Origin of the sequence: Streptomyces yangpuensis, assembly GCF_001005295.1 — a bacterium.
In the GTDB taxonomy this organism is placed as follows: Bacteria; Actinomycetota; Actinomycetes; order Streptomycetales; family Streptomycetaceae; genus Streptomyces; species Streptomyces yangpuensis.
Map to the genome: position 1 here is coordinate 454,771 of NZ_LBMK01000002.1, position 20,712 is coordinate 475,482.

Sequence of the window (20,712 nt, forward strand, 5' to 3'; positions counted from 1 at the left end):
CGGCATGCCGCCCAAGGTGGACCTGGGCCGCGAGAAGCTGCTGGCCGAGATCCTGATCTCCGCCTCCCGCGACGGCATGATCGATGCCGCACACGACCTGTCCGACGGCGGACTGATCCAGGCCATCACCGAGTCCTGCCTGCGCGGCAACACCGGCGCCCGCCTCATCGTCCCCGACACCCTCGACGCCTTCACCTTCCTCTTCTCCGAATCAGCCGGCCGCGCCGTCGTCGCCGTCCCCCGCGGCGAGGAGCTCCGCTTCACCGACATGTGCGGCGCGCGCGGCCTGCCCGCCACCCGCATCGGCGTTGTCGACGGCCACACCATCGACATCCGGAACCAGTTCACCATCCCCCTGAACGACCTGCGCACCGCACACGAAACCACCATCCCGGGTCTCGTGAACTGAAAGTGGGCTGTGACCGTCTCCCACGGTGGGGAGACGGTCACAGCCCGGGCACCGCTCAGGGAATGAGGACCCTGCGTCCTGCCAGGCGGTGTCCGTGCCGGGCGAGGCGCCCGACGACGTCGACCAGCAGGGTGCGTTCGACTTCCTTGATCCGCTCGTGCAGGAGGGCCTCGTCGTCCTCGTCCCGGACGTCGACCACGCCCTGGGCGATGACGGGGCCGGTGTCGACGCCCTCGTCCACGAAGTGGACCGTGCAGCCGGTGACCTTGACGCCGTACGCGAGTGCGTCGCGCACTCCGTGGGCGCCCGGGAAGCTCGGCAGCAGGGCGGGATGGGTGTTGACGACCCGGCCGCCGAACCGGGTCAGGAACTCCTTTCCGAGGATCTTCATAAAGCCGGCCGAGACGACGAGGTCGGGCTCGTACGCGGCGACGTGGTCGGCGAGCGCGGCGTCCCACACCTCCCGGGAGGTGTGGTCCCGCACCTGGCAGACGAAGGTCGGCACCCCGGCCCGTTCGGCACGCTCCAAGCCGGCGACACCGGGCCGGTCGGCGCCGACGGCGACGACGGTCGCGCCGAACTCCTCCGGGTCGCGGGCCGAGGCGTCGAGGAGGGCTTGCAGGTTCGTACCGCCGCCGGAGACGAGGACGACCAGGCGGGTGGCAAGGTGAGGTGTCATGACAGGGCGTCCACCAGTGCGTCTCCGCGCAGGGTGCGGCAGATCCGCACCTCGCGTCCCTGCCGCTCGCGGCAGAGCAGCCCGGCCTGCTCCAGCTGCCGGCAGTGGTAGGTCACCGTGCCGGCGGTGCAGTGCAGCAGGTCGGCGAGCGTCCCCATGGACACGGACTGGGTGCCCTTGCGCAGGATGACGGCCCGCAGTTCACCGAGCGTCAGGGCCAGCGGGTCGGACGGGGCGCGCTCCTCGCCGTCGGTCCTTCGGAGCAGCCTGGCCAGGCCGGCCAGCGGGTATCCGATGTGGGCGTGGCCGTCCGCGTCGACACGGGCGACGCAGGCGCGGGTGCCCGAGACGAGGGGCGTGAGCGTCAGGCGCCGGAGTACGACGGGCGCGGCCAACGGCGTATTGGCGGGGAGGACGAGGTTCCCGTCCGCGAAGGAGATCCTGGGGCTGAGATCGGCCAGAACGGATGCCATGGCTCCGGTGACGGATGCCACGCCGATGCGCCCGATCTCCCTTTCGAGGAGTGGTTTACTCCGCTGCCAGGTTCCGGACAGCTGTTCCCACGCCGCGCGGGCCATGGCGGCGTACGCGAGGAGGAATGTGGAGGGACTGTCGATGACTTTGCGCCATATAAGTGGCACCTTTCCGTCGTACATTCCGCCGATGTCGGCCAGTAGCGCCTCCGGCGCCGTTTCGGCAATTCGCTGTGTCTCGTGGCGAATACTTTCGCCGTCCGCATCCCCGCGCATCCAGAGCAGGGACGGGATGTGGAAGGAACCCGTCGAAGTCAGGGTTCCCGCCGCGTCGGACAGGTAGCCCGGGCTCACCGCCCTGAGCGACCTGCGCAGGTTCACCGGCACACCCTGGGGCATCCCGAATGTGTCTGCCAGCAGTGAGATGACGGACATGCCCGGCTGCACGGAAACCGATACCGGTATGTCCACATTTGTTCCTACCTGAAGTCGGACGATATCGCCCACTTCGCTCCCCCGTTGTTCAGATTTCAGCGGCGAACCGCATACGAGCCGCACGCCGGGGAAGCGCCCCCGGCGCGCCATCTGTCGAAGATCGGCAGCCGGTTGCAGCGGCCACCCGCGGGTGCGCTCCGCTGTCAGAGCGATCCGGCGACCGGTACGTCAACACGGCGCCAGGTGTGGCCGAAAAGAGATGTGTGCATGGAGCCACCTGCCCTGCGACGTGAACGTGAATCGGTGCACAGATCGGGCGAGGGTATGGCAAGACGACCCCGTCCCCCCGCACGGCGATCCTCGTTCTCCATCCTTACCCGACCGCCATGTGCAAGGCCATCGAGGGCAGTTGCCTGATGTTACATTTCACTTCTGTGAAGCGGCATCAAAAGTGCGAGGCGGCCACCCATTGCGGCGAAGCCAATCCACCGGCGCCCTGCGATTGGGCCAGGGAGCTGTACCGGCAAGCGGTAGTTGAAAAGGACAACTTCATTGATGACGTACCCGATTGCCTGCGAAAACTTCACCTGCTCATAACGTCGGGACAGGAGGGCGGCCCGGCGTACGCGGTTCCGCCGCCGGTCGCCGCCGAGGCGGCCCTCCGGCCGGTGGAGGAGGAGATGTCCCGGCTGCGACGAGAGGCGGCACGCATCCGCGCGGCCATGGCGTCCTACGACGCGGTCTACTCCGATGCCAGGAGCCGGGGCGAGGAGACCCTCACCGTCATCTACGGCGAACGCGCCATTCACCACGCGCTCCAGGCCGCCGTGAAGACCTGCGCCGAGGAGCTGCTCGTCTCCCAGCCGGGCGGCGGCCTGCCGGTCCGGCTGCTGCACCGGGGCCTCGGGCTGAGCCTGCCGCTGCTGGAGCGGGGCGTGCGTCAGCGCACGCTCTACCAGCACTCGGCGCGGAGCCACAAACCGACGCTGGCCCACATCGAACGGCTCCTCGGCCACGGCGCAGAGGTCCGCACCCTGGCGGAGACGCCCGACCAGCTGCTCGTCTGCGACCGGGACGTGGCGTTCCTCCAGGCCGGGGAGGACGGGGGGCACGCGATGATGATCGCCAAACACCCGGACCTGGTGCGGTACCTCAGGGCGATGTTCGAACGCTCCTGGGCGCGGGCCGAACCGGTGGAGCCGTCGGCGTCCCGCCAGGAGGACCGCCCGTTCCTCGACGACCTCCAGCGGACGATCCTGCGGGCCATGGTGGAGGGCGAGACCGACGAGCGCATCGCCCGCCGGATCGGTCTGAGCCGCCGTACGGTCGTGTCCCACATCCGCAAGGTGGCGGAGCGGTTCGGCAGCAACAGCCGTGCGCAGCTGGGCTACTTGCTCGCCGGCTCGGGCCTGCTCGCCGAGGAGGGCGGCGACGCGCGCGGCCCCGCGGCCCCGCCGTCCCGGGAGAGTCCGCCCCCGGCGCCGTGACACCCGGGGGCTCGCGCCCCTTGGCTCCCGCAGCGGCTCAGAGGGTGAAGACGATCTTGCCGAAGTGCTCGCCGGATTCCATGCGGGCGAAGCCCTCGTGGGCGCGTTCGAGGGGCAGGGTTCTGTCGATGGTCGGGCGTACGCCGGTGGTGACGCAGAAGGACAGCAGGGCTGTGAGTTCCTCCTTGGTCGCGATGGTCGAACCGACGACGGTGAGTTCCCGGCAGAAGATGCGGGTGAGCTCCGCCCGCGTGGGCCGGTCCCCGCTCGTGGCGCCCGAGACGACCAGCGTGCCGCCCCGTCGCAGCGACTGCACCGAGTGGGACCAGGTGGCGGCGCCGACGGTCTCGATCACCGCGTCCACGCGCTGCGGCAGTCGTTCGCCCGGGCCCAGCGCCGCGACGGCGCCGAGCCGCACCGCCCGCTCGCGCTTGCCTCCGTCCCGGCTGGTGGCGAAGACGCGCAGTCCGGCCGCCGTGCCGAGCACGATCGCGGCGGTGGCCACTCCGCCCCCGGCTCCCTGGACGAGGACCGAGCCGCCAGGGCGCACGCCGGCCTTGGTGAAGAGCATGCGGTACGCGGTCAGCCAGGCCGTCGGCAGGCAGGCGGCCTGCGCGAAGGAGAGGGCCGGCGGCTTGGGCACGAGGTTCGCCGTGGGTACGAGCACCTGCTCGGCGAAGGTGCCCTGGTACTTCTCGGTGAGGATCGAGCGGGATTCCCCGGGGGCGAGCCCGTGGCCGGTCAGTCCGACCACCGGGTGCAGGACGACCTCGTTGCCGTCCTCGTCGACGCCTGCGGCGTCCGTACCGAGGATCATGGGGAGCCGCTCCGGGGAGAGCCCGACTCCGCGCAGTGACCACACGTCGTGGTGGTTGAGGGAGGCGGCCCTGACGCTGACGCGGCTCCATCCCGGACGGGCCCGCGGAGCGGGGCGTTCCCCCACCCGCAGTCCCTGCAGGGGCCGACGCAGTCCGATCTCGGCGGCATAGGCGGCGAACATGAGGGGGCGCTCACCACTCCCGCTGCGGGAAGTTCTCGCTGCCGCACCAGTGGACGACGGTTCCTCCGTAGCTCATTCCGGCGCCGAAGCCGAGCAGGAGAACGGCATCGCCGGGGCTGAGCCTGCCCGTTCGCTCGGCTTCGGCGAGCGCGATCACCACGCTGGAGCCGCTGGTGTTGCCCAGTCTGTCGGCCACGATGACGGCCTTGTCGCCCGGTTGGCCGAGAAGCTCGATCAACTGCCTGACGAGGGTGGGGTTCGCCTGATGGGTGACGATCAGTTTGACGTCGTCAAGGGTGACGTCCGCCGATTCGATCACCTTGTCCACGAGGCCGGGAACGACGGAGAGGGCGAAGTCCTTGACCCCTCTGCCGTCCATGCGCGTCACGTTCGCTCCGCTGAATCGGTTCAACTGCCCTTCGCCGGGCAGGCGTTCGATGAGAGCCGTGTAGTAGCGGTCCGGGTCCGTCCCCAGGAGCGTCCGGCCGATCCCCGGACTGTCCGAGCAGCGCTCCAGGAGGTAGCACGCGGCGCCGTCCCCGAAGATCGCGTGCTGTGTCCGGTCGTCCGGGTCGTTCAGCTGGGCCACGGTGTCGGCGACGACGACGGCCACGCGGCCGTACTGTCCCGACAGCATGTACTTGTGACCGACGTCCAGGGCGAAGAGGCCGCCGGCGCAGCCGCCCGCGTTCACGTCGAATCCGGGAACGCCGTGGATCTGCGCCTTGCGCAGGATCATCGCGGCCACGGCCGGGATCATGTGATCGGGGGTGGAGGTGCAGCAGATCAGGAGATCGATGCTGCCCGGTTCCACACCGGCCCGCTTGCACGCGTCCTCGAACGCGCCGAGGGCGAGGTCCGAGGTGAACTCGTCGGGCCCGGCCACGCGGCGGCTGACGATACCGAGCCGCTCGCGCATCCAGGCGTCGCTGGTGTCGAAGCGCTCGACGAGCTGTGCGTTGGTGACCTCGTTCTCGGGAACGCACACGCCTATGGAGCGTATGCCGACAGACCCGTTCATGATGGCTTCACTTCCCCCGTATCGGATTCTGCGGTTTCACGAGCCAGGACGCCGTAGGCCGGGAGACATGCGCACCGCGCCGTCGAGGCGGATCGTCTCTCCGTTGATCATCTGGTTTTCGATGATGTGGGCGACGAGCCCGGCGAACTCGGCGGGATTTCCCCACCGCTGTGGATGGACGAGATCGCGGTCCAAGGCTCCGCGGGCCTCCGGGGGCACCGCGGCGACCGCAGGTGTCGTGAAGAACCCCGGTGCGACGGTGACGACCCGGATCAGCGAAGTGGCCAGCTCGCGGGCCAGGGGGAGCGTCATGGAGACGATCCCGCCCTTGGATGCCGCGTAGGCCGCCTGTCCGACCTGCCCGTCGAAGGCCGCCAGGGAGGCCGTGTTGATGATGACGCCGCGCTCCTGTTCCACCGGCGGGTTCGCGGCCATGCGCTCGGCGGCCAGGCGTACGACGTTGAAGGTGCCCACGAGGTTGGCCGTGACGACCTCCGTGAACCGCCCCAGGGAGTGCGGTCCCGACCGGCCGACCACCCTTGCCGCGTGGGGCACGCCGGCACAGTTCACGACGATGCGGAGGGAGCCGCACCGCGTCGCGGCGTCCACGGCTGCGGCCACCTCCGACTCGCTTGCCACGTCGCCGCGCACGAACACCGCCGAGCCGCCCAGGGTCCTCAGCGCGGACCGGCCGCGTTCCCCGCTCCGGCCGAAGACGACCGGAAGGACGCCGGAGGCCATGAGCCGCTCGGCGACGGCGAGCCCGAGTCCTGAGGTGCCGCCGGTGATCAGGGCTACCGTGGCGGGTGGCATCGGTCCTCCTCATCCGCGGTGCCGGCACGTCCGGACACGCCGATGCGTCCGGCGATGATCGAGGCGAGTGCGCGGGGCTGATGGGCGACGAAATAGTGCCCGCCCCCGCGGATCTCGGCCAGCTCGACGTGGGTCGCGTAGCGCTTCCAGTTCAGGTGTGCCTGCTCGTAACCCTGCGTGGCGCTGTCGGCATCACCGATGACCAGAACGAGCGGGGTGGCCAGGGGCGGGTGACGGTCCTTCTCCGCTGCGAGCTGGAAATGCAGGCCTTGCGTCATGTCGTGCCGGATCACCTTCAGGACGGTCTGCAGGTCGGATTCCTCCAGCGCCCCGTCGAATCCGCCGAGGGACTTCATGTACGCGTACAGGGCGTCTGCGGACCAGGCCCGGGCGTGCTCCAGTTCGCGCGCGGGCGCTGCGGCGGGCAGGGCCGCACCGATGTACAGGGCGGCCGGCTCCCGCCCCTGCCGCTCCAGTCGCTGCGCGACCGCCAGCGCGAGAGCCGAACCGGCGCAGTGGCCGTACAGGGCGAAGGGGCCGCCGAGGGAGCCGCTGATCTCCGCGGCGATCAGGCCGGCGGTCTCGTCCAGGGACAGCAGGGGTTCCTGAGGCCGGGTCGGGTCGTGTCCGGGCAGTGCGGCGCTCCAGGTCTCGATCCCGGGTGCCAGCTCGGTGGCAAGGCGGTGGTAGGCCGCCGCGGTGCCGCCTCCGTAGGGGATGCAGACCAGCGTGACGTCCGCGCCCTGTGGGCCCTCCGCGCCGGCGGCCAGGCGCCGCAGGATGCGCCGCCGTCCGGCGGTGGCCTCGCCGCCGGGGATGTCGCGGGTCCCGTGCGTCCCACGCGTCTCGTGCGTCTCGTGCGTCTCGCGGATCTCCCGGATACGGAGGGCCAGGCTCTCCGGCGTGGGGTACTGGAACACGTCGAGGACCTCGGTGCCCCGGCCGAGGCGGCGCGCCAGACGCACCGCTTTGAAGGAGTCTCCGCCCAGGTCGAAGAAGTCGTCCCCGGGGGAGACCCCGCCCACCCCGAGGGCGTGCCGGAAGGCGTCGACGACCTCCTGTTCGGCGGGGGTCGACGCGGCCGTGGCGTCCGGACCGGGGGCCGTCACCGGATCCGGCAGGGCGCGCCGGTCGAGCTTTCCGTGGGGAGTGAGGGGGATCCGGTCGATCGCCGTCACGGTGGCCGGCACCATGTGGGCGGGCAGCCGGCGCGCGAGGCGACGGCGCAGGCCGGCCGTATCGAGGCCCGACGGATCCGAGGGCACGACGTACGCGGCCAGGACGCTGTCGCCGACCGCGTCCTGGCGTACGACGGCACAGCAGCTCTCGACGCCCGGGGCGGCCCGCAGCTCGGCCTCGACCTCCCCCGGTTCGATCCTGTGCCCGCGGATCTTCACCTGGTCGTCCGCGCGGCCCTCGTACCGGAGGAGACCCCGGGCGGTCCGGCGGGCCAGGTCTCCGGACCGGTACATGACGGAGCCGGGCGGGCCGAACGGGTCGGGGACGAAGCGTACGGCGGTGAGGGCCGGCCGGTTCAGGTACCCGCGGGCCGTCTGCTCGCCGGCCACGTAGATCTCACCCGTCACACCGGGCGGGACGGGCCGCAGTTCCGCGTCGAGGACGTAGAGCGCGAGGCCCGGCAGGCTCCGTCCGATCGGACTCCCGCCCCCGGCGGCGGGAGGGGACCCGTCGAGTGCGAGATGGCTCGCGTGGACCGTGGCCTCCGTGATCCCGTACATGTTGACCAGCGCCGGGGCGTCGCCGGGGTGCAGGGCGTGCCACTCTTCGAGCCGCCGGACGTCGAGGGCCTCACCGCCGAAGACGATGTGGCGCAGGCCCAGCTTCCGGCCGAGCCGCGGATCGTCCCGGTACGCCTCCAGCAGCTGCTGGAACGCCGAAGGCGTCTGGTTCAGCACGGTGACGCCTTCCTCCACCAGGAGCCGGAGGAATCGGTCCGGCGCGCGGCGCGTGGCCGGGGGGACCAGGACGAGCCGTCCGCCGTGCAGCAGGGGTCCCCACAGCTCCCAGACGGAGAAGTCGAAGGAGAAGGAGTGGGCCATGGCCCATACGTCGCCCGCACGGAAGTCGAACAGTTCCCGGGCCGCCGAGAAGAGGCCGAGCACGTTCCTGTGCGGGACGACCACGCCCTTGGGACGCCCCGTGGAACCCGAGGTGTAGATGACGTAGGCGGCGTTGTCCCGTGTGAGGGGGCAGGTGCGTTCCTCGGGGCGCAGATCGTCCTGGGGGAGAGCGGCCAGGTGCGCCCGGGTGTCCGTGCCGTCGATCTCCACGGTGACCAGGTCCGGGTCGGGCGGCCGTGGCGTCCCGCGCTCCGTGCCGAGCAGCAGGCATGGCTCCGCGTCCGCGAGCAGGGAATCGATCCGGTCCGGCGGGTACTCCGGGTCGACGGGAAGGTACGCGGCGCCTGATTTGAGGACCGCCAGGAGCGCCACCACGAGATCGACGGACGGCGGCAGGCAGAGCGCCACCAGACGCTCCGGCCCGCAGCCGTGCCGCACGAGCAGCCGCGCCAGTCGGTTGGCCCGCGCGTTCAGCTCTCCGTACGACAGGGCCGACGTCCCGCACGTCACGGCGACCACGTCCGGCGTCCGGCCCGCCTGCGCCTCGAAGGCGTCCACGAGGGTGCCGAACCCCTCGTCCGTGCGCTGCCGCGGGCGCACCTCCAGGAACGCGCGCCGCTCCTCGTCGCTGAGCACGTCGATCTCACCGAGCGGACGGCCGGCCCGTGCGAGAACCTGCCGCAGGAACGCCTCGAACCGCGCCCGGTGATCGCCGAGCTCCCCGGCGGTGTAGAGGCCCGGGTTGGCGTCGATCGTGAACGTCAGGCGCCGGGGCGTCGCGTACACGCCCAGCATGAAGTCCTCGATCGGGCCCGGTGCGAGGTTGCGGTGCTGTGCGGAGCACCCGCCGAACGACGGCTCCGCGTCGAGCGACAGGACGTTCGCCGTGGGGCCGAAGACGCGGGCGCTTCCCCGCAGCGTGCGCAGGCCGCGCCGGATGTCCTCGAACCGGTACCGCCGGTGAGCGCGCGTCTCGTCCAGCTTCCGGGAGACGCGCTCCAGCAGTGCGAGGAAGCTGCCCGAGTGAGCGCCGCGCACGCGCAGCGGGATGATGTTGGAGACCATGCCCGGAGTCCTCGCCGCCGCGTCCGTGCGGCGGTTCGACACCGGAAGCCCCAGCACGGCGTCGGGTGAACCCGTGATCCGGCTGACGTACGCGGCGAACGCGGCGATCACCGCGTGCGACCACTTCACGCCGTGGGTGCCGGCGAAGTCGTCGAGAAGGTTTCTGAGTTCGGTGTCCGCGCACCAGGTTTCCCTGAGTGCGACGCCCGTCGGAGCCATGGACGCGTCGGTGAAGCCCGGCACGTGCTCGATGTCCGCGAACTCGCCGCGCCAGTAACGACGGTCGTCCTGGAAGCCGGTCGAGGCGCGGTAGCGGCGGTCCTCCTCGACGAGGGAGGCCAGGCGTCCGAAGGGCGTGGCGGACGGTGTCCGGCCGGCGGTCAGCGCACCGTAGACCTCCGCGGCACGGTGGACGAGGAGCTGTGAGCCCACGCCGTCGCAGACGATGTGGTGCAACTGCCAGAACCACAGGTGTCTCTCCGGCGCCAGGCGAAGAACCGCCTGGCGCTGGACGTCTCCCGCGGCGGGGTCGAGCGGGGAGCCGATGCGCGTGCGCATCCAGTCGTGCGCCGCTTCCCACGGCTCCGCCCGGCCGGTGAAGTCGACGAGCGGCACGTGGGGATCCGGCCGGGGCTCCACCCGTTGCCACGGGCCCTCCGCGTCCTCGCCGAAGGAGGCGCGCAGCGCTTCCGCCTCGATGACGACCCGGCGGACCGCTTCCTGGAGCAGCTCGGGGATCAACGGACCCCGGATGTCGAGGAATTCGGCGTAGGAGTAGGCGAGCCGGGAATCGTCCAGCCGCTGGCCGTACCAGATTCCGGCCTGGCCCTCGGTGAGGGGAAGCCTGGGCGGGAGGTCGACGGGTGAACCGGGCACGGCTGAGCCCTCTCGTGGGAGGAGGGCCGGGAGACCCGGCCCTCCTGTTCGGTACTGCTGGGTGAGGAACCCGTACGGCTACGGGGCAGGGACGCTCGCGCCGCGGCAGATCTCCAGCACGGCCATCGCGATGGCCGTTCCCTGCCGGCCGTACGCCTCCGTGTACGGGGCGATGACGTGCATCTCGCGGGCGAGGTCGGTGCGGGTCCCGCCGCTGGACAGGCGGGCGCGCTGGACTTCACGCGAGAGCGCGCGGCGGCGCTCCAGCAGGGCGCGGATCTCGGCGTCCACGACGTTGAGGCCGGCGCGCATCGCGGCGACGTCCGCGAGTGCGGTCGGTTCGGCGTGCGCCATGATCAGTTGCCCCAGGTGTGGCCGAGGGGCCTCAGCAGGTCCGCGACCGCCGAGGGGTTCTCCTTCGCCGTCTCCGCGATGGTCCTCGCCGTCGCCGCGGTGGTGCTGCCCGGGCCCGGGGAGGCTTCCGAGGCCATGGCCGCCGACGCCGGCACGGTCGCGGCGAAGAGGGCCAGGGCGACGGTGGCGACCCTGAGGGCGGCGGGCTTGACGATGGTGTGGTTGCCCTGGCCGCGGTGGTGGACGGTGGCGCGCATTCTGTGTTCCCCCTGGAATTTTCACTTCGGTGTGGAGCCCGTTCTCGGACAGATCGAGTCTCACACTCACCGCGCGTCCCGTCAGCACTACCGATTGTCAGGGTCCTGTGATGGCAACTCCCTGACATGAGGGCGGCTCCGGGCGCCTGCCCCGAGCTCTTCCAGGGTGCTGAGGAGCGAGGTGGCCGGGGCCCAGCCGAGTTCCGTGCCGGCCGTCGCCGGCAGTGCGCGGGCCATGAGGCGGACCGCCGCCGCCTCGGTGCCCTTGCTGTCGGGATGGCCGAGGAAGAACGTCAGGCGCGCGCCGCCGTCGGGCGCGCGGAATATGTGGACGTGTTCCAAATGATCCTCTGGGAGGGCGAGTTGCCGAATGTGAACGTCGAGTGCGGGCTCGCCGGGAAGCGCTCCGGCGGGCACGGTGGCCGTTACGATAAACATGGGTCGCGCCTCCGCGAATTTGCTGTGAACCAGCTCGTATACCACCGAGTAACGTTGCTCGCGATCGAACGGGTCTGAGATAGTCAAGGGGACTGGGCTGCGGTTTTGTGCGGTCGATGGGGGACTCTGGGGGGAGTTGCTAAATGGGACAACTGGGTCTTGATGCGGATGCAGAGGCCGTATACCGCATTCTGCTGAAGCGGCCCAGGGCCGGTGTCGTGGAAATCGCGGAAGGGCTCGGCTGGCCCGTCGACCGCGCCAAGGCCACCCTGGACGCACTCGCCGAACTCACGCTCGTACGGAACTCCTGCGAGGAGCTGGGCAAGGTCCGCCTGGTCAACCCCGAGTTCGGGCTCGCCGGCCTCCTGCAGCGTCAGGAGCAGGAGCTGGCCCAGCGCCAGCAGGCCGTCGCCGCCACCCGGCTGGCCATCACTCAGGTGCTCAGCGAGTACGGTGAGGACCAGGAGGCGCAGACCGACGAGGTCCGCCGGTACACCGGACTCGACGCCATCAACTCCCAGATCGAGCGGCTGGCGCACGGGGCGGAGAGCAGCGTCGAGGTGTTCGCGCCGGGTGGCGCCCAGACGGAGGCGTCCCTCGAGGCCGCCCGGCCCCTCGACCAGGCCGCAGTCGAGCGCGGTGTGCAGGTGCGCTACATCTACCTGGACTCGGTGCGCAACGACCCCGCGACGCTCGGCTACGCACGCTGGCTGCACGACATCGGCGGCGAGGTGCGCGTGCTGCCCCAGCTGCCGCCGCGGATGATCATCTTCGATCGCCGTGCCGCCATCGTGCCCATCGACCCCGAGGCGGCCGCCCGCGGGGTGCTGATCCTGCGGGGTGCCGGTGTCGTCACCGCCCTGGTCTCGCTCTTCCAGCAGACCTGGGAGCAGGCGCAGCCGCTCGGCGGGAGCAGGGCGGCGACGGCGCAGCCGGACGGGCTCACCGGGCAGGAGCGGGCCGTTCTCGATCTGCTCTTCGAGGGGCACACCGATGATGTCGTCGCCCGCAAGCTCGGCGTATCGGTGCGTACGGGCCGCCGGATCACCGCCGACCTGATGGCCCGTCTCGGTGCACGCAGCCGCTACCAGGCGGGGGCGCTGGCGATGGAGCGCGGCTGGCTCGGGCCCGGCGCGGAGACCGGCGAAGAACCCGGGAACGACTGACCCCGCCCTGCGCGCCACGCCGCTCCCCGGCCTCACCGCGCGTGCGCGGGGGTCTCGCGCGGCGCGTTGACCGCATCGGGTACGGGCATCCCCGTGAGCGCGAGCAGCACGGACTCGGCGGCCTGGGTGCCGGCCCGCTCCTGCGCCTCGGGAGTGCTCGCGCCCAGGTGAGGTGTCGCGATCACGTTCTCCAGCTCGAACAGCGGGGAGTCCGTGCAGGGCTCCTGCGCGTACACGTCCAGGGCGGCGCCCGCGATCCGGCCCTCCTTGAGTGCCGCGTACAGCTCCTGCTCGTCGACGATGCCGCCGCGCGCCGCGTTCACGAGGCGCAGGTCGGGGCGGACACGCCGGAAGGCGTCGAAGCCGATCAGTCCGGAGGTCCGCTCGTCCAGCGGCAGATGGACCGTGAGGAACTGGGACCGGGCCAGGACCTCGTCGAGGCCGGTCAGGCGCACGCCGAGGCCGCGGGCGTGTGCCTCCTGCGCGTACGGGTCGTACGCGATCACCTCCATGTCGAACGCGGCGAGCCGGCGCGCCACCAGCGAGCCGATCCGGCCGAGGCCGAGGACGCCGAGCGTCTTGCCCGCCAGCTCCACACCCGTGTAGGCGCCGCGCGCCCAGCGGCCGTCCTTGAGCGCGGCGTGCGCCTGCGGGACGTGGCGGGCGAGGGACAGGAGCAGCGTGATGGCGTGCTCGGCGGCGCTGACGACATTGGACGCGGGGGCGTTGGCGACGAGGACCCCGGCGGCGGTGGCCGCGGGCACGTCCACGTTGTCGAGGCCGACCCCGGCCCGGGCGACGACCTTGAGCCGTGGCGCCGCGGCGAGGGCCTCGGCATCGATACGGGTGGCGGAGCGCACCAGGACGGCATCGGCCTCGGCGAGGGCGGCGAGCAGCGCCGGCCGGTCGGTGCCGTCGACGTGCCGCACCTCGGTGGCGGCGTCCCGTGTGAGGACCTCCGTGGCCTGCGCGCTGAGCGCGTCGGCGATGAGGGCGACGTACTGACTCATGAGGCGAGGGGCCTTTCAGCGACGGGAAGGGTGGGGTGGCCTGGTGTTCCGGGTACGGCCGTCGGCGCGCCGACCGCGGCCAGCAGGGCGGACCCGTCGTGCTGTGTCGGGCGCACCGGGGCACCGGAGGCGGCGAGAGCGGCCAGGTAACCGGTACCCGCGTCCAGGTCGTACAGGTGCAGGGGCAGCCGGGGGCGGTCGGGCCCCGACCAGGACAGCAGCCGGGGCGGGGCGTCGGGCGGCGTGAGGTGCAGGAGCTCCGGGGCCACGGCGAGCCCGTCACCGGTCGCCTTGAGCAGGGCCTCCTTGCGCGTCCAGTAGCGCACGAAGCCCTCGGGGCGCCGCACCGCGGGCAGCGCCGCGAGGACGGTGCGCTCCGGTGCGCAGAGAACCCTTTCCGCGGTCTCCGGCGCGAACGGCGCGATCCGCTCCACGTCCACACCGATCTCGGTGCCGAGGGAGAGGGCGACCACCACCCGCTCGCCGGAGTGCGACCAGGAGAGCCTGACCGGCAGCGGCGGCTGGGGTTTCCCGTGCGGGCCGCCGCAGCGCTTGCACACGGCGGTCAGCGGCAACGACTCGGCCGGTATGCCCAGTTGAGCGGCGGCCACGGTCCGGGCGAGCGCGTGCGCGGTGAGGTGGAGCGCCCGGTCGGCCGGCCGTCGCAGCCGGTCGGCGCGGGCCCGCTCACCCTTGTCGAGGAGCCCGCCCAGCCGAGGGTGGGCGTCACCGGCCGACGCCCACCACAGCTGGCACGCACCGGGCCGCAGCGCCGGTACGGCCTGCGCGGCACCGGCCGTCACAGCCCGCCGTCCACGGGCAGCACGGCGCCGGTGACGTACGAGGCCCGCGCCGAGGCCAGGAAGGCCACGGCCTCGGCGACCTCCGCCGCGAGCCCGGTCCGGCCCAGGGCCGTGCGCTCGGTGACCTGCTTCCTGACCTCGTCGTCGAGCACCGCCGACATGTCGGTGTCGATCAGGCCCGGAGCCACCGCGTTGACGCGGATCCCGCGCCGGCCCACCTCCTTCGCGAGGGAACGCGAGAACGCGATGATCCCGGCCTTGGAGGCGGCGTAGTTGGTCTGGCCCGCGTTGCCGTACAGACCGGACACCGAGGCGACGGTCACGATGCTGCCGCCCCGGCGTTTCATCATCGGGAAGACCACGGACCGGCAGACGTGGTACACGCCGTCCAGGTTGGTGTCCACGACCTCGTGCCAGTCGCTGTCGGACATCAGCAGCAGGGGCTTGTCCCGGGTGATGCCGGCCGACGTGACGGCGACCGAGACCGGGCCCAAGTCCTGCTCGGTGGCCTCCACCCAGTCCCGTACGGACTGCGCGTCGGTGACGTCGACCCGCCGCGCCAGTGCGCGGGCGCCGAGACCGGCCAGCTCCTTCTCCAGGTTCGCGGCGGCCTGCTCGTCGCCGCGGAAGCAGAAGGAGACGTCGTGTCCGTTCTGTGCGAGGCGCAGGGCGACAGCCCGGCCGATCCCGCGGGAGCCGCCGCTGATGAGGGCGACGGGCCTGGAGTCCGCGTTCTCCTGGCCGCTCACGCGGACTCTCCTTCCGTCAGCAGCCGCAGTACGGCGCACCCCACGGGACCGTCCGGATCCGTGGCGGTGACGAGCGCGATGCGGCCCGGCTCACCCGGCTCGGACAGCAGCGCCGCGAGCTGGTACGCGCCGGTGGCCGCGGCCGTCTCGCCGAGCAGCGCGACGGACGCCGCGCGAGCGCGGACATCCGCGGGGAACAGTTCCTCGTGCACCCGGCGCTCCTGCTCGCCCGCCGGGCCGGGGGCCTCTCCGGGCACGGCCGCCCAGACCGTCCCGGACGGGACGCCCGCCTCCGCGAGCGCGGCGCGCACGGCCGCCGTGAGCGCCGCGGTGAACTCGCCCGGCGGCGCGACCCGGTGATGGACCGCGAGCACCTCGGCCAGCGGTTCACCGGTCGCGGTGTCGCCGTGTTCCAGGAGGACCATCACGCAGCCCTCGCCCAGCACCACGCCGTCGCCGTGCGCCGCCCGCGTGAGGTGGGCGCGGGTCGCCGAGAACTCCTCGGCCGACCCGGCCAGCATCCGCTCGGCACGCCCGTCGGCGAGCAGCCGGCACGCCTGGTCGAGGGCGACGAGGCCGGAGAGCCGGCCGGCCGCGACGGTGGTGTTGGGGCCCTTGAGCGCATGGCGTATCGCACCGGCCGAGGCGGCCCTGTTCATCGCCATGTTGGGGATCCTCGACGGCATCACGTCGATGGGACGCTCCCCTTCGAGGGAGGCCTTGGTGAACTCCATGAACCCCTGGATGCTGCCGGAGGCCGTGCCGAGCACGATCCCGGTGCCGAGATCACCGTCCTCGCCGGCCGGGGGCTCCCCGGACAGCACCTCCCGTACGGTCACCGCGGCGAGCCCGGTCAGCCGGTCCATGCCCCGGGTACCGGCCTTCCCCAGTGCCTCGCGGACCTCGAACCCGGGCACGACACGGGCGGTCGCGGCCGGCTGCGCCGTCCACTCCTCGGGCCCGGCGGACTCGGGCGGCGCGGTGCGGGTGCGCAGCCCTGCGGCGAGCGGGGCACGGCCCGTGCCGTACGGCGACACGGCCGACCATGCGGTGATGACCGCGGTACTCATCGGACGGACTCCCCTCGGTGGCTTTCATGGCGGCCGAGCAGGACGACGGCGTTGTTGCCGCCGAACGCCAGCCCGTTGTTCTGCACGATGCGCACGTCGGCGGGCACCGAGGCGTTGGGGACGACGTCGACGGGGCAGTCCGGGTCGGTGCTGCGGTGGTTGGCCGTCGGCGGGATGAACCCGTGCCGGATGGCGAGCGCCGAGGCGATGGCGCCCAGGGCGCTGGCCGCTCCCATGGTGTGGCCGATCATCCCCTTGACGCCGACGGTGCGGGGCACCTCGTCCCCGTACACCTGGCGGATGGCCGCGATCTCGGTGGTGTCGTTGGTTCGGGTGCCGGTGCCGTGCGCGGAGATCAGGTCGACCTCGTCCGGTTTGACGGACGCGCTCTCCAGGGCCAGGCGGATACAGCGGGCGACGCTGTTCTCCTCGGGTGTGGTGGGGTGCGAGGCGTCGCAGTTGAGGCCGTAGCCGAGCACCTCCGCGTAGATGTGCGCGCCGCGGGCGAGCGCCGACTCCTCGGATTCGAGCAGCAGCAGTCCCGCGCCCTCGCCGGTGAGCAGGCCCACGCGGTCGGCGTCGAACGGACGGCACTCGTCGGGTGCGACCAGGCCGAGCCGGGCGAAGCCCGCGAAGGTCTTGCGGTTCAGCGCGTCCGCGCCGCCGACGAGCGCCCATGCGGAGCGGCCGCTGCGGACCGCGTCGAAACCTGCGCCGATCGCGTAGTTGCCGGCGGCGCAGGCGGTGGCGATCGTGGAGGACTCCACGTCGGACAGGCCGAGTTCGCGTACGACACCGAGCGCGAGACTGCCCGTGGCGGTCCTGCTCAGGGCCGCGCCGGTGAAGGCGCCGAGCCCGATGGCGAGCGCCGACCGGGTGAGCAGGTCGAGCTCGCCGACCTCGCCGTCGGTGGTGCCGACGACGACGGTGCCGCGCCGCTCGCGCAGCCAGGCCTCGTCGAGGCCGGCGTCGTCGAGCGCCATCCGGGCGGCCGCGGCGGCGAACTGCGTGGCGCGGCCGCTGTGTTCGGGCCGCACCCGGTGCAGTGCGGTGGCGGCGTCGAAGCCGTGCACCTGGTGGCCGCGGCGGCTGGGGAAGCCGGTGGTGTCGAAGACGGTGATGTCCCCGGTGCCGACCCGGCCGGCCCGCAGGGCAGTGGTGAACTCCGCGACCCCGTTGCCGATGCTGGACAGCACGCCGCAGCCGGTGAGGACGACCCGGCGCGGCCCCGCGACGGGGCCGGCCGGAATCCCGGCCGCGCTCACGGCGTACGCCGCTCGGCGGTGGCGAGCACGTCGAGGACGGCGTCCAGGTGGACCAGCTTGACCAGGGCGTCCTGCGGGATGACCACACCGAGCTCCTTCTCGATGCGGGAGAGGATCTCGATGGCGCCCAGCGAGTCCGCGCCGTGGTCCTCGATGAACAGGCTGGTGCCGGTGAGCTCGTCGTCGTCGAGCTCCAGGATGTCGGTGATGATGGCCCGTACGGCCGGGACGTCCACGGGAGTGTTCACGTTCATGGCAGCTGCCTCTCGGATCTGGATGGCCTGGTGTTCAGGCCGCGGTGCGGATCAGGGACGTGGGGCGCATGTCGGTCCAGGTGCGTTCGATGTGGCCGAGCGCGGCCTCGCGGGGGCCGGCCGGAAGGACGGTGGTCCAGCCGGCCGGGACGGCGGCGAACTCGGGCCAGATGCAGTGCTGCCCCTCGTCGTTGGCCAGCACCAGGAAGGTGCCGTTCTCGTCGTCGAACGGGTTGTTCTTCATGGCTTCTCTTTCTCCGGGTGTATACAGGGAAAGTCGTGGGGGGATGTGTGGGGGATCCGTGGGGAGGCGTGGGGATTCGCCGGGAGCGCTCGCCGGAATTCCGTACGAGCGCGTCCCGCGCGCGTTCACCGCAGTGATTCGAGGTGCGCGGCGATGATTCGGCCGATCGTCCGCTGCGGTTCGGGCCGCATCATTCCGTCGTGGTCGGAGGCGACGCTGTGGTGGGAGATGCGGCCGCCGATGTACGGCTCCCATTCCGCGACCGTCGGGGACCGCTCGTCCGTGCCCTGCGCGGCTGCCACGAAGAGCACGTCCCCGCTGAAGCGGTCCGGCGTGAACTCCGCACTGAGGACCGCGTGGTTGCGCACGATCCGCAGCAGCCGGGCCAGCTGCTCCTCGCTGAGGCCGGCCAGCGGGTTGGCGTCCCGCCGGAACACGGACAGGACCTCGGAGAGCGTGGGCTCGCCGCCGGCGAACGCGGCCGCGTCGTACCCGCAGTACTCAAGGATCTTCGCGAGCAGTGCCCGGTCGTCCGGGATGCCGTCCGGCTCGGGGACCGGGTAGCTGTCGAGGTTCGCGAGGAGCGCGACGCGGTGTCCGAGACCTTCGAGGCGGGTGGCCGCCGCATGGGCGAGAAGTCCGCCGAAGGACCAGCCGAGAACATAGTAGGGCCCGACCGGCTGAATTTCCAGAATTCTGCGTACGTATTCCTCCGCCATTTCCGCGATCGATGACGGAAGCGGCACTTCCGAAACGATTCCGGACGCCTGGAATCCATACACGGGGAATTCGTTGGCCAGGTGTTCGGCGAGCCCGAGATAGGGCCAGCTGAGACCCACGCCGCCGTGCAGGAAGAACAGCGGTGCGCGGGTGCCGTCGGGCCGGATGGGCAGCACGGTCTCGAAGGCCTCGGTGAGCAGCGAGGGCCGCCGCTCACCGGCCCCGGAGGGGCCGCCCGCGGCGAGTTCACCGGCCCGCCCGGCCAGAGTGCGCAGCGCGCGGAACCAGCCCTCGGCCAGCGCCTCCGCGTCGTCCGGCTCCAACAGCTGTCCCGCCCATGTCCAGTTGGCGACCAGGACGGGCCCGTCGGGGCCGTCCTCGACCAGGGCGTCCACCTCGATGGCATGGGCGATGGGCATGCCGCCGGACGTGGCCGCGAACGCCTCCCGCGACTCGGGCGCGGCCGCCCACCCGCCGTCGTACGACTCCACCGCCGCGAAACGGCCCAGGTAGTTGAATCCGAGCTGCGGGTTCACCGCCGGCAGCGGAGCGGGCCCGTCGCCGAGATGACGCAGGATGCCGTGGCCGAGGCCGTGGTCGGGCAGCGCCGCCAGCTGCTCGCGCATCTCCTTGACCGACTGCTCGGCATCGAGTGCGGCGGCCCTCAGCAGCACCGGGTGGGTGCTGGTGAACCAGCCGGCCGTACGGGAGAGGTCGACGCCCGCGTGCAGTTGTTCGCGGCCGTGGGTCTCGACCTCGACGAGCAGGCTCCGGCCGCGCCATTCGGCGACCGCGAGATCGAGGCCGGCGAGCAGCACGTCGTTGACCTCGGCCTGGAAGGCGGCGGGGCCGCGCTCCAGCAGCGGGCCGGTGTGCTCGGCCGGCAGGGTCACGCGCAGCGTCCGGGCCGTGGCGTAGGTGTCCCGGGCCGGATCCAGCGCACGCGCCCCGACCGGCTGCTCCTCGCGGGAGAGCAGCTGCTTCCAGTGGGGCAGTTCTCCGCCGCGCTCCGCGGCCTGCCCGCGCAGCAGCTGCGACCAGTGACGCAGCGAGGTGCCGACCGGGTCGAGTGCCGTTCCGGGACGCTCGTACGCGCTGAGCAGGTCGGGCAGCAGGATGCGCCAGGAGACGCCGTCCACCACCAGGTGGTGCAGCATCAGGACCAGCCGGCCGGGGCGGCTGTCCCCGCGGTCGATCCACACGGCCTGCAGCGTGACCCCGTCGCGCGGGGCGAGCCGGTTGCGGGCGGCCTCCGACTGGGCGGCGACGGCCCGCCGCAGCAGCGTCTCGTCCGCGTAGGCGCGATGACCGGCGTCGATGCGGGTCACCAGGGGCGCGACCCGGACCGTACCGGGCTCGCCGATCACGAGCCGGCAGTCGCCCGCGCCCTGTCCGGTCAGCCGCAGCCGCAGGGCGTCGTGGTGGTCGACGATCCGCTGGAGGGCTCCGATCAGCCGCTCCAGGTCAAGGCCGGCGGGGGTGGTGAGGACGACGGACTGGTTGAAGGCGTCGACCGGGCCGCCCTCTTCGAGCAGCCGCAGCATGACCGGTGTGGGCGCCAGTTCGCCCACGCCGTCGTCGGTGCCGACGATCTCGACCGGCTCCGCCTCGCCGACGGCGGCGGCCAGCGCGGCCACCGACTTGTAGGTGAACACATCGGCCGCCGTGACCCGCAGTCCGGCCCGCCGGGCGCCGGCGACCACCTCGATGGAACGGATGCTGTCGCCGCCGAGGTCGAAGAAGCTGTCGTCGATGCCGATGGAGGGCAGCCCGAGCACGTCCGCGAACACCGCGCACAGTGCGCGCTCGGTGTCGGTACGGGGCTGCCGCGCCGGACCGGTCGCGAGGGTCTGCGGATCCGGCGTGGGGAGGGCCTTGCGGTCGACTTTTCCGTTGGGGGTGAGGGGGAGTGCGTCCAGGGTGAGGAACGCGCTGGGCAGCATGTACTCGGGCAGGGTGGCGGCGAGTGCGGTTCTGGGGTTGTCGGTGGTGCCGATGAGGTAGGCGATGAGGCGTCCGTGGTGGACGGCGGTGGCGGCGTCG

At 72.1% G+C, this 20,712-nt stretch carries 19 protein-coding genes and 1 pseudogene; 4 read left to right on the forward strand and 16 right to left on the reverse strand.

The window, feature by feature from the left end; genetic code table 11:
• Positions 1–409: AIR synthase-related protein (locus tag AAT21_RS07470; RefSeq protein WP_235438715.1), on the forward strand; the 409-nt coding region annotated here is incomplete at its 5' end.
• A gap of 55 nt (positions 410–464) precedes the next feature.
• On the opposite strand, the gene purN is transcribed toward AAT21_RS07470, so the two are convergent.
• The gene (gene purN / locus AAT21_RS07475) at positions 465–1,088 is read right to left on the reverse strand and encodes a phosphoribosylglycinamide formyltransferase (protein WP_046775955.1); all 624 of its coding nucleotides are present in this window, start codon (positions 1,086–1,088) and stop codon (positions 465–467) included.
• Positions 1,085–1,996 (reverse strand): MarR family winged helix-turn-helix transcriptional regulator, encoded by a 912-nt coding sequence (locus AAT21_RS07480; RefSeq protein WP_157879647.1) that lies wholly within the window; start codon positions 1,994–1,996, stop codon positions 1,085–1,087. Before AAT21_RS07480 ends, purN begins: the two co-directional genes overlap by 4 nt.
• A gap of 680 nt (positions 1,997–2,676) precedes the next feature.
• Between AAT21_RS07480 and AAT21_RS35230 the strand changes: the two genes are divergently transcribed.
• Complete coding sequence (locus tag AAT21_RS35230; RefSeq protein ID WP_052757688.1) at positions 2,677–3,483, forward strand: LuxR C-terminal-related transcriptional regulator; 807 nt, start codon at positions 2,677–2,679, stop codon at positions 3,481–3,483.
• 37 nt (positions 3,484–3,520) lie between these two features.
• On the opposite strand, the gene AAT21_RS07490 is transcribed toward AAT21_RS35230, so the two are convergent.
• From AAT21_RS07490 to AAT21_RS07515, 6 genes are all read right to left on the reverse strand, one after another.
• On the reverse strand, positions 3,521–4,483 hold the full coding sequence (locus AAT21_RS07490) for a zinc-binding dehydrogenase (RefSeq protein ID WP_046775957.1): 963 nt from the start codon (positions 4,481–4,483) through the stop codon (positions 3,521–3,523).
• 10 nt (positions 4,484–4,493) lie between these two features.
• Positions 4,494–5,504 carry a 3-oxoacyl-ACP synthase III family protein gene (locus AAT21_RS07495; RefSeq protein ID WP_046775958.1) on the reverse strand — a complete coding sequence of 337 codons (1,011 nt, stop codon included), beginning with the start codon at positions 5,502–5,504 and terminating at the stop codon, positions 4,494–4,496.
• Between the two features lie 36 nt (positions 5,505–5,540).
• Complete coding sequence (locus AAT21_RS07500; protein WP_046775959.1) at positions 5,541–6,317, reverse strand: SDR family NAD(P)-dependent oxidoreductase; 777 nt, start codon at positions 6,315–6,317, stop codon at positions 5,541–5,543.
• Positions 6,299–10,339 carry a non-ribosomal peptide synthetase gene (locus AAT21_RS07505; RefSeq protein ID WP_052757689.1) on the reverse strand — a complete coding sequence of 1,347 codons (4,041 nt, stop codon included), beginning with the start codon at positions 10,337–10,339 and terminating at the stop codon, positions 6,299–6,301. The genes AAT21_RS07500 and AAT21_RS07505 overlap by 19 nt, the downstream gene beginning before the upstream one ends.
• A 78-nt stretch (positions 10,340–10,417) precedes the next feature.
• Positions 10,418–10,693 (reverse strand): chorismate mutase, encoded by a 276-nt coding sequence (locus tag AAT21_RS07510; RefSeq protein WP_046775960.1) that lies wholly within the window; start codon positions 10,691–10,693, stop codon positions 10,418–10,420.
• A 2-nt stretch (positions 10,694–10,695) separates the two neighbouring features.
• Positions 10,696–10,950, reverse strand: a complete 255-nt coding sequence (locus AAT21_RS07515) for a hypothetical protein (protein ID WP_046775961.1) — start codon at positions 10,948–10,950, stop codon at positions 10,696–10,698.
• Positions 10,951–11,226: 276 nt separating this feature from the next.
• On the opposite strand from AAT21_RS07515, the gene AAT21_RS37380 reads away from it, so the two are divergent.
• Together AAT21_RS37380 and AAT21_RS07525 are read left to right on the forward strand one after the other, a co-directional pair.
• A complete protein-coding gene (locus tag AAT21_RS37380; RefSeq protein ID WP_157879648.1) occupies positions 11,227–11,466 on the forward strand; it encodes a hypothetical protein in 240 nt (79 codons plus the stop codon).
• A gap of 140 nt (positions 11,467–11,606) precedes the next feature.
• Complete coding sequence (locus AAT21_RS07525) at positions 11,607–12,554, forward strand: LuxR C-terminal-related transcriptional regulator (protein WP_235438820.1); 948 nt, start codon at positions 11,607–11,609, stop codon at positions 12,552–12,554.
• A 65-nt stretch (positions 12,555–12,619) separates the two neighbouring features.
• Here the strand turns inward: AAT21_RS07525 and AAT21_RS07530 are convergent.
• The 8 genes and pseudogenes from AAT21_RS07530 to AAT21_RS07565 form a co-directional block, all read right to left on the reverse strand.
• Positions 12,620–13,564, reverse strand: a pseudogene (locus tag AAT21_RS07530) (hydroxyacid dehydrogenase); the annotation flags it as partial.
• Entirely contained in the window at positions 13,561–14,367 is an 807-nt protein-coding gene (locus AAT21_RS07535; protein ID WP_052757691.1) for a 4'-phosphopantetheinyl transferase family protein, read from the reverse strand. The gene AAT21_RS07535 and the pseudogene AAT21_RS07530, both read right to left, overlap by 4 nt.
• Positions 14,364–15,116 (reverse strand): 3-oxoacyl-[acyl-carrier-protein] reductase, encoded by a 753-nt coding sequence (gene fabG, locus AAT21_RS07540; protein WP_046775964.1) that lies wholly within the window; start codon positions 15,114–15,116, stop codon positions 14,364–14,366. Before fabG ends, AAT21_RS07535 begins: the two co-directional genes overlap by 4 nt.
• Complete coding sequence (locus AAT21_RS07545; RefSeq protein WP_046775965.1) at positions 15,113–16,186, reverse strand: beta-ketoacyl synthase N-terminal-like domain-containing protein; 1,074 nt, start codon at positions 16,184–16,186, stop codon at positions 15,113–15,115. The genes fabG and AAT21_RS07545 overlap by 4 nt, the downstream gene beginning before the upstream one ends.
• Positions 16,183–17,451 (reverse strand): beta-ketoacyl-[acyl-carrier-protein] synthase family protein, encoded by a 1,269-nt coding sequence (locus AAT21_RS07550; protein ID WP_046775966.1) that lies wholly within the window; start codon positions 17,449–17,451, stop codon positions 16,183–16,185. Before AAT21_RS07550 ends, AAT21_RS07545 begins: the two co-directional genes overlap by 4 nt.
• The gene (locus tag AAT21_RS07555; protein ID WP_046775967.1) at positions 17,448–17,705 is read right to left on the reverse strand and encodes an acyl carrier protein; all 258 of its coding nucleotides are present in this window, start codon (positions 17,703–17,705) and stop codon (positions 17,448–17,450) included. Before AAT21_RS07555 ends, AAT21_RS07550 begins: the two co-directional genes overlap by 4 nt.
• Positions 17,706–17,739: 34 nt before the next feature.
• Positions 17,740–17,949 carry an MbtH family protein gene (locus tag AAT21_RS07560; protein ID WP_046775968.1) on the reverse strand — a complete coding sequence of 70 codons (210 nt, stop codon included), beginning with the start codon at positions 17,947–17,949 and terminating at the stop codon, positions 17,740–17,742.
• 125 nt (positions 17,950–18,074) lie between these two features.
• Positions 18,075–20,712: alpha/beta fold hydrolase (locus AAT21_RS07565; RefSeq protein ID WP_046775969.1), on the reverse strand; the 2,638-nt coding region annotated here is incomplete at its 5' end.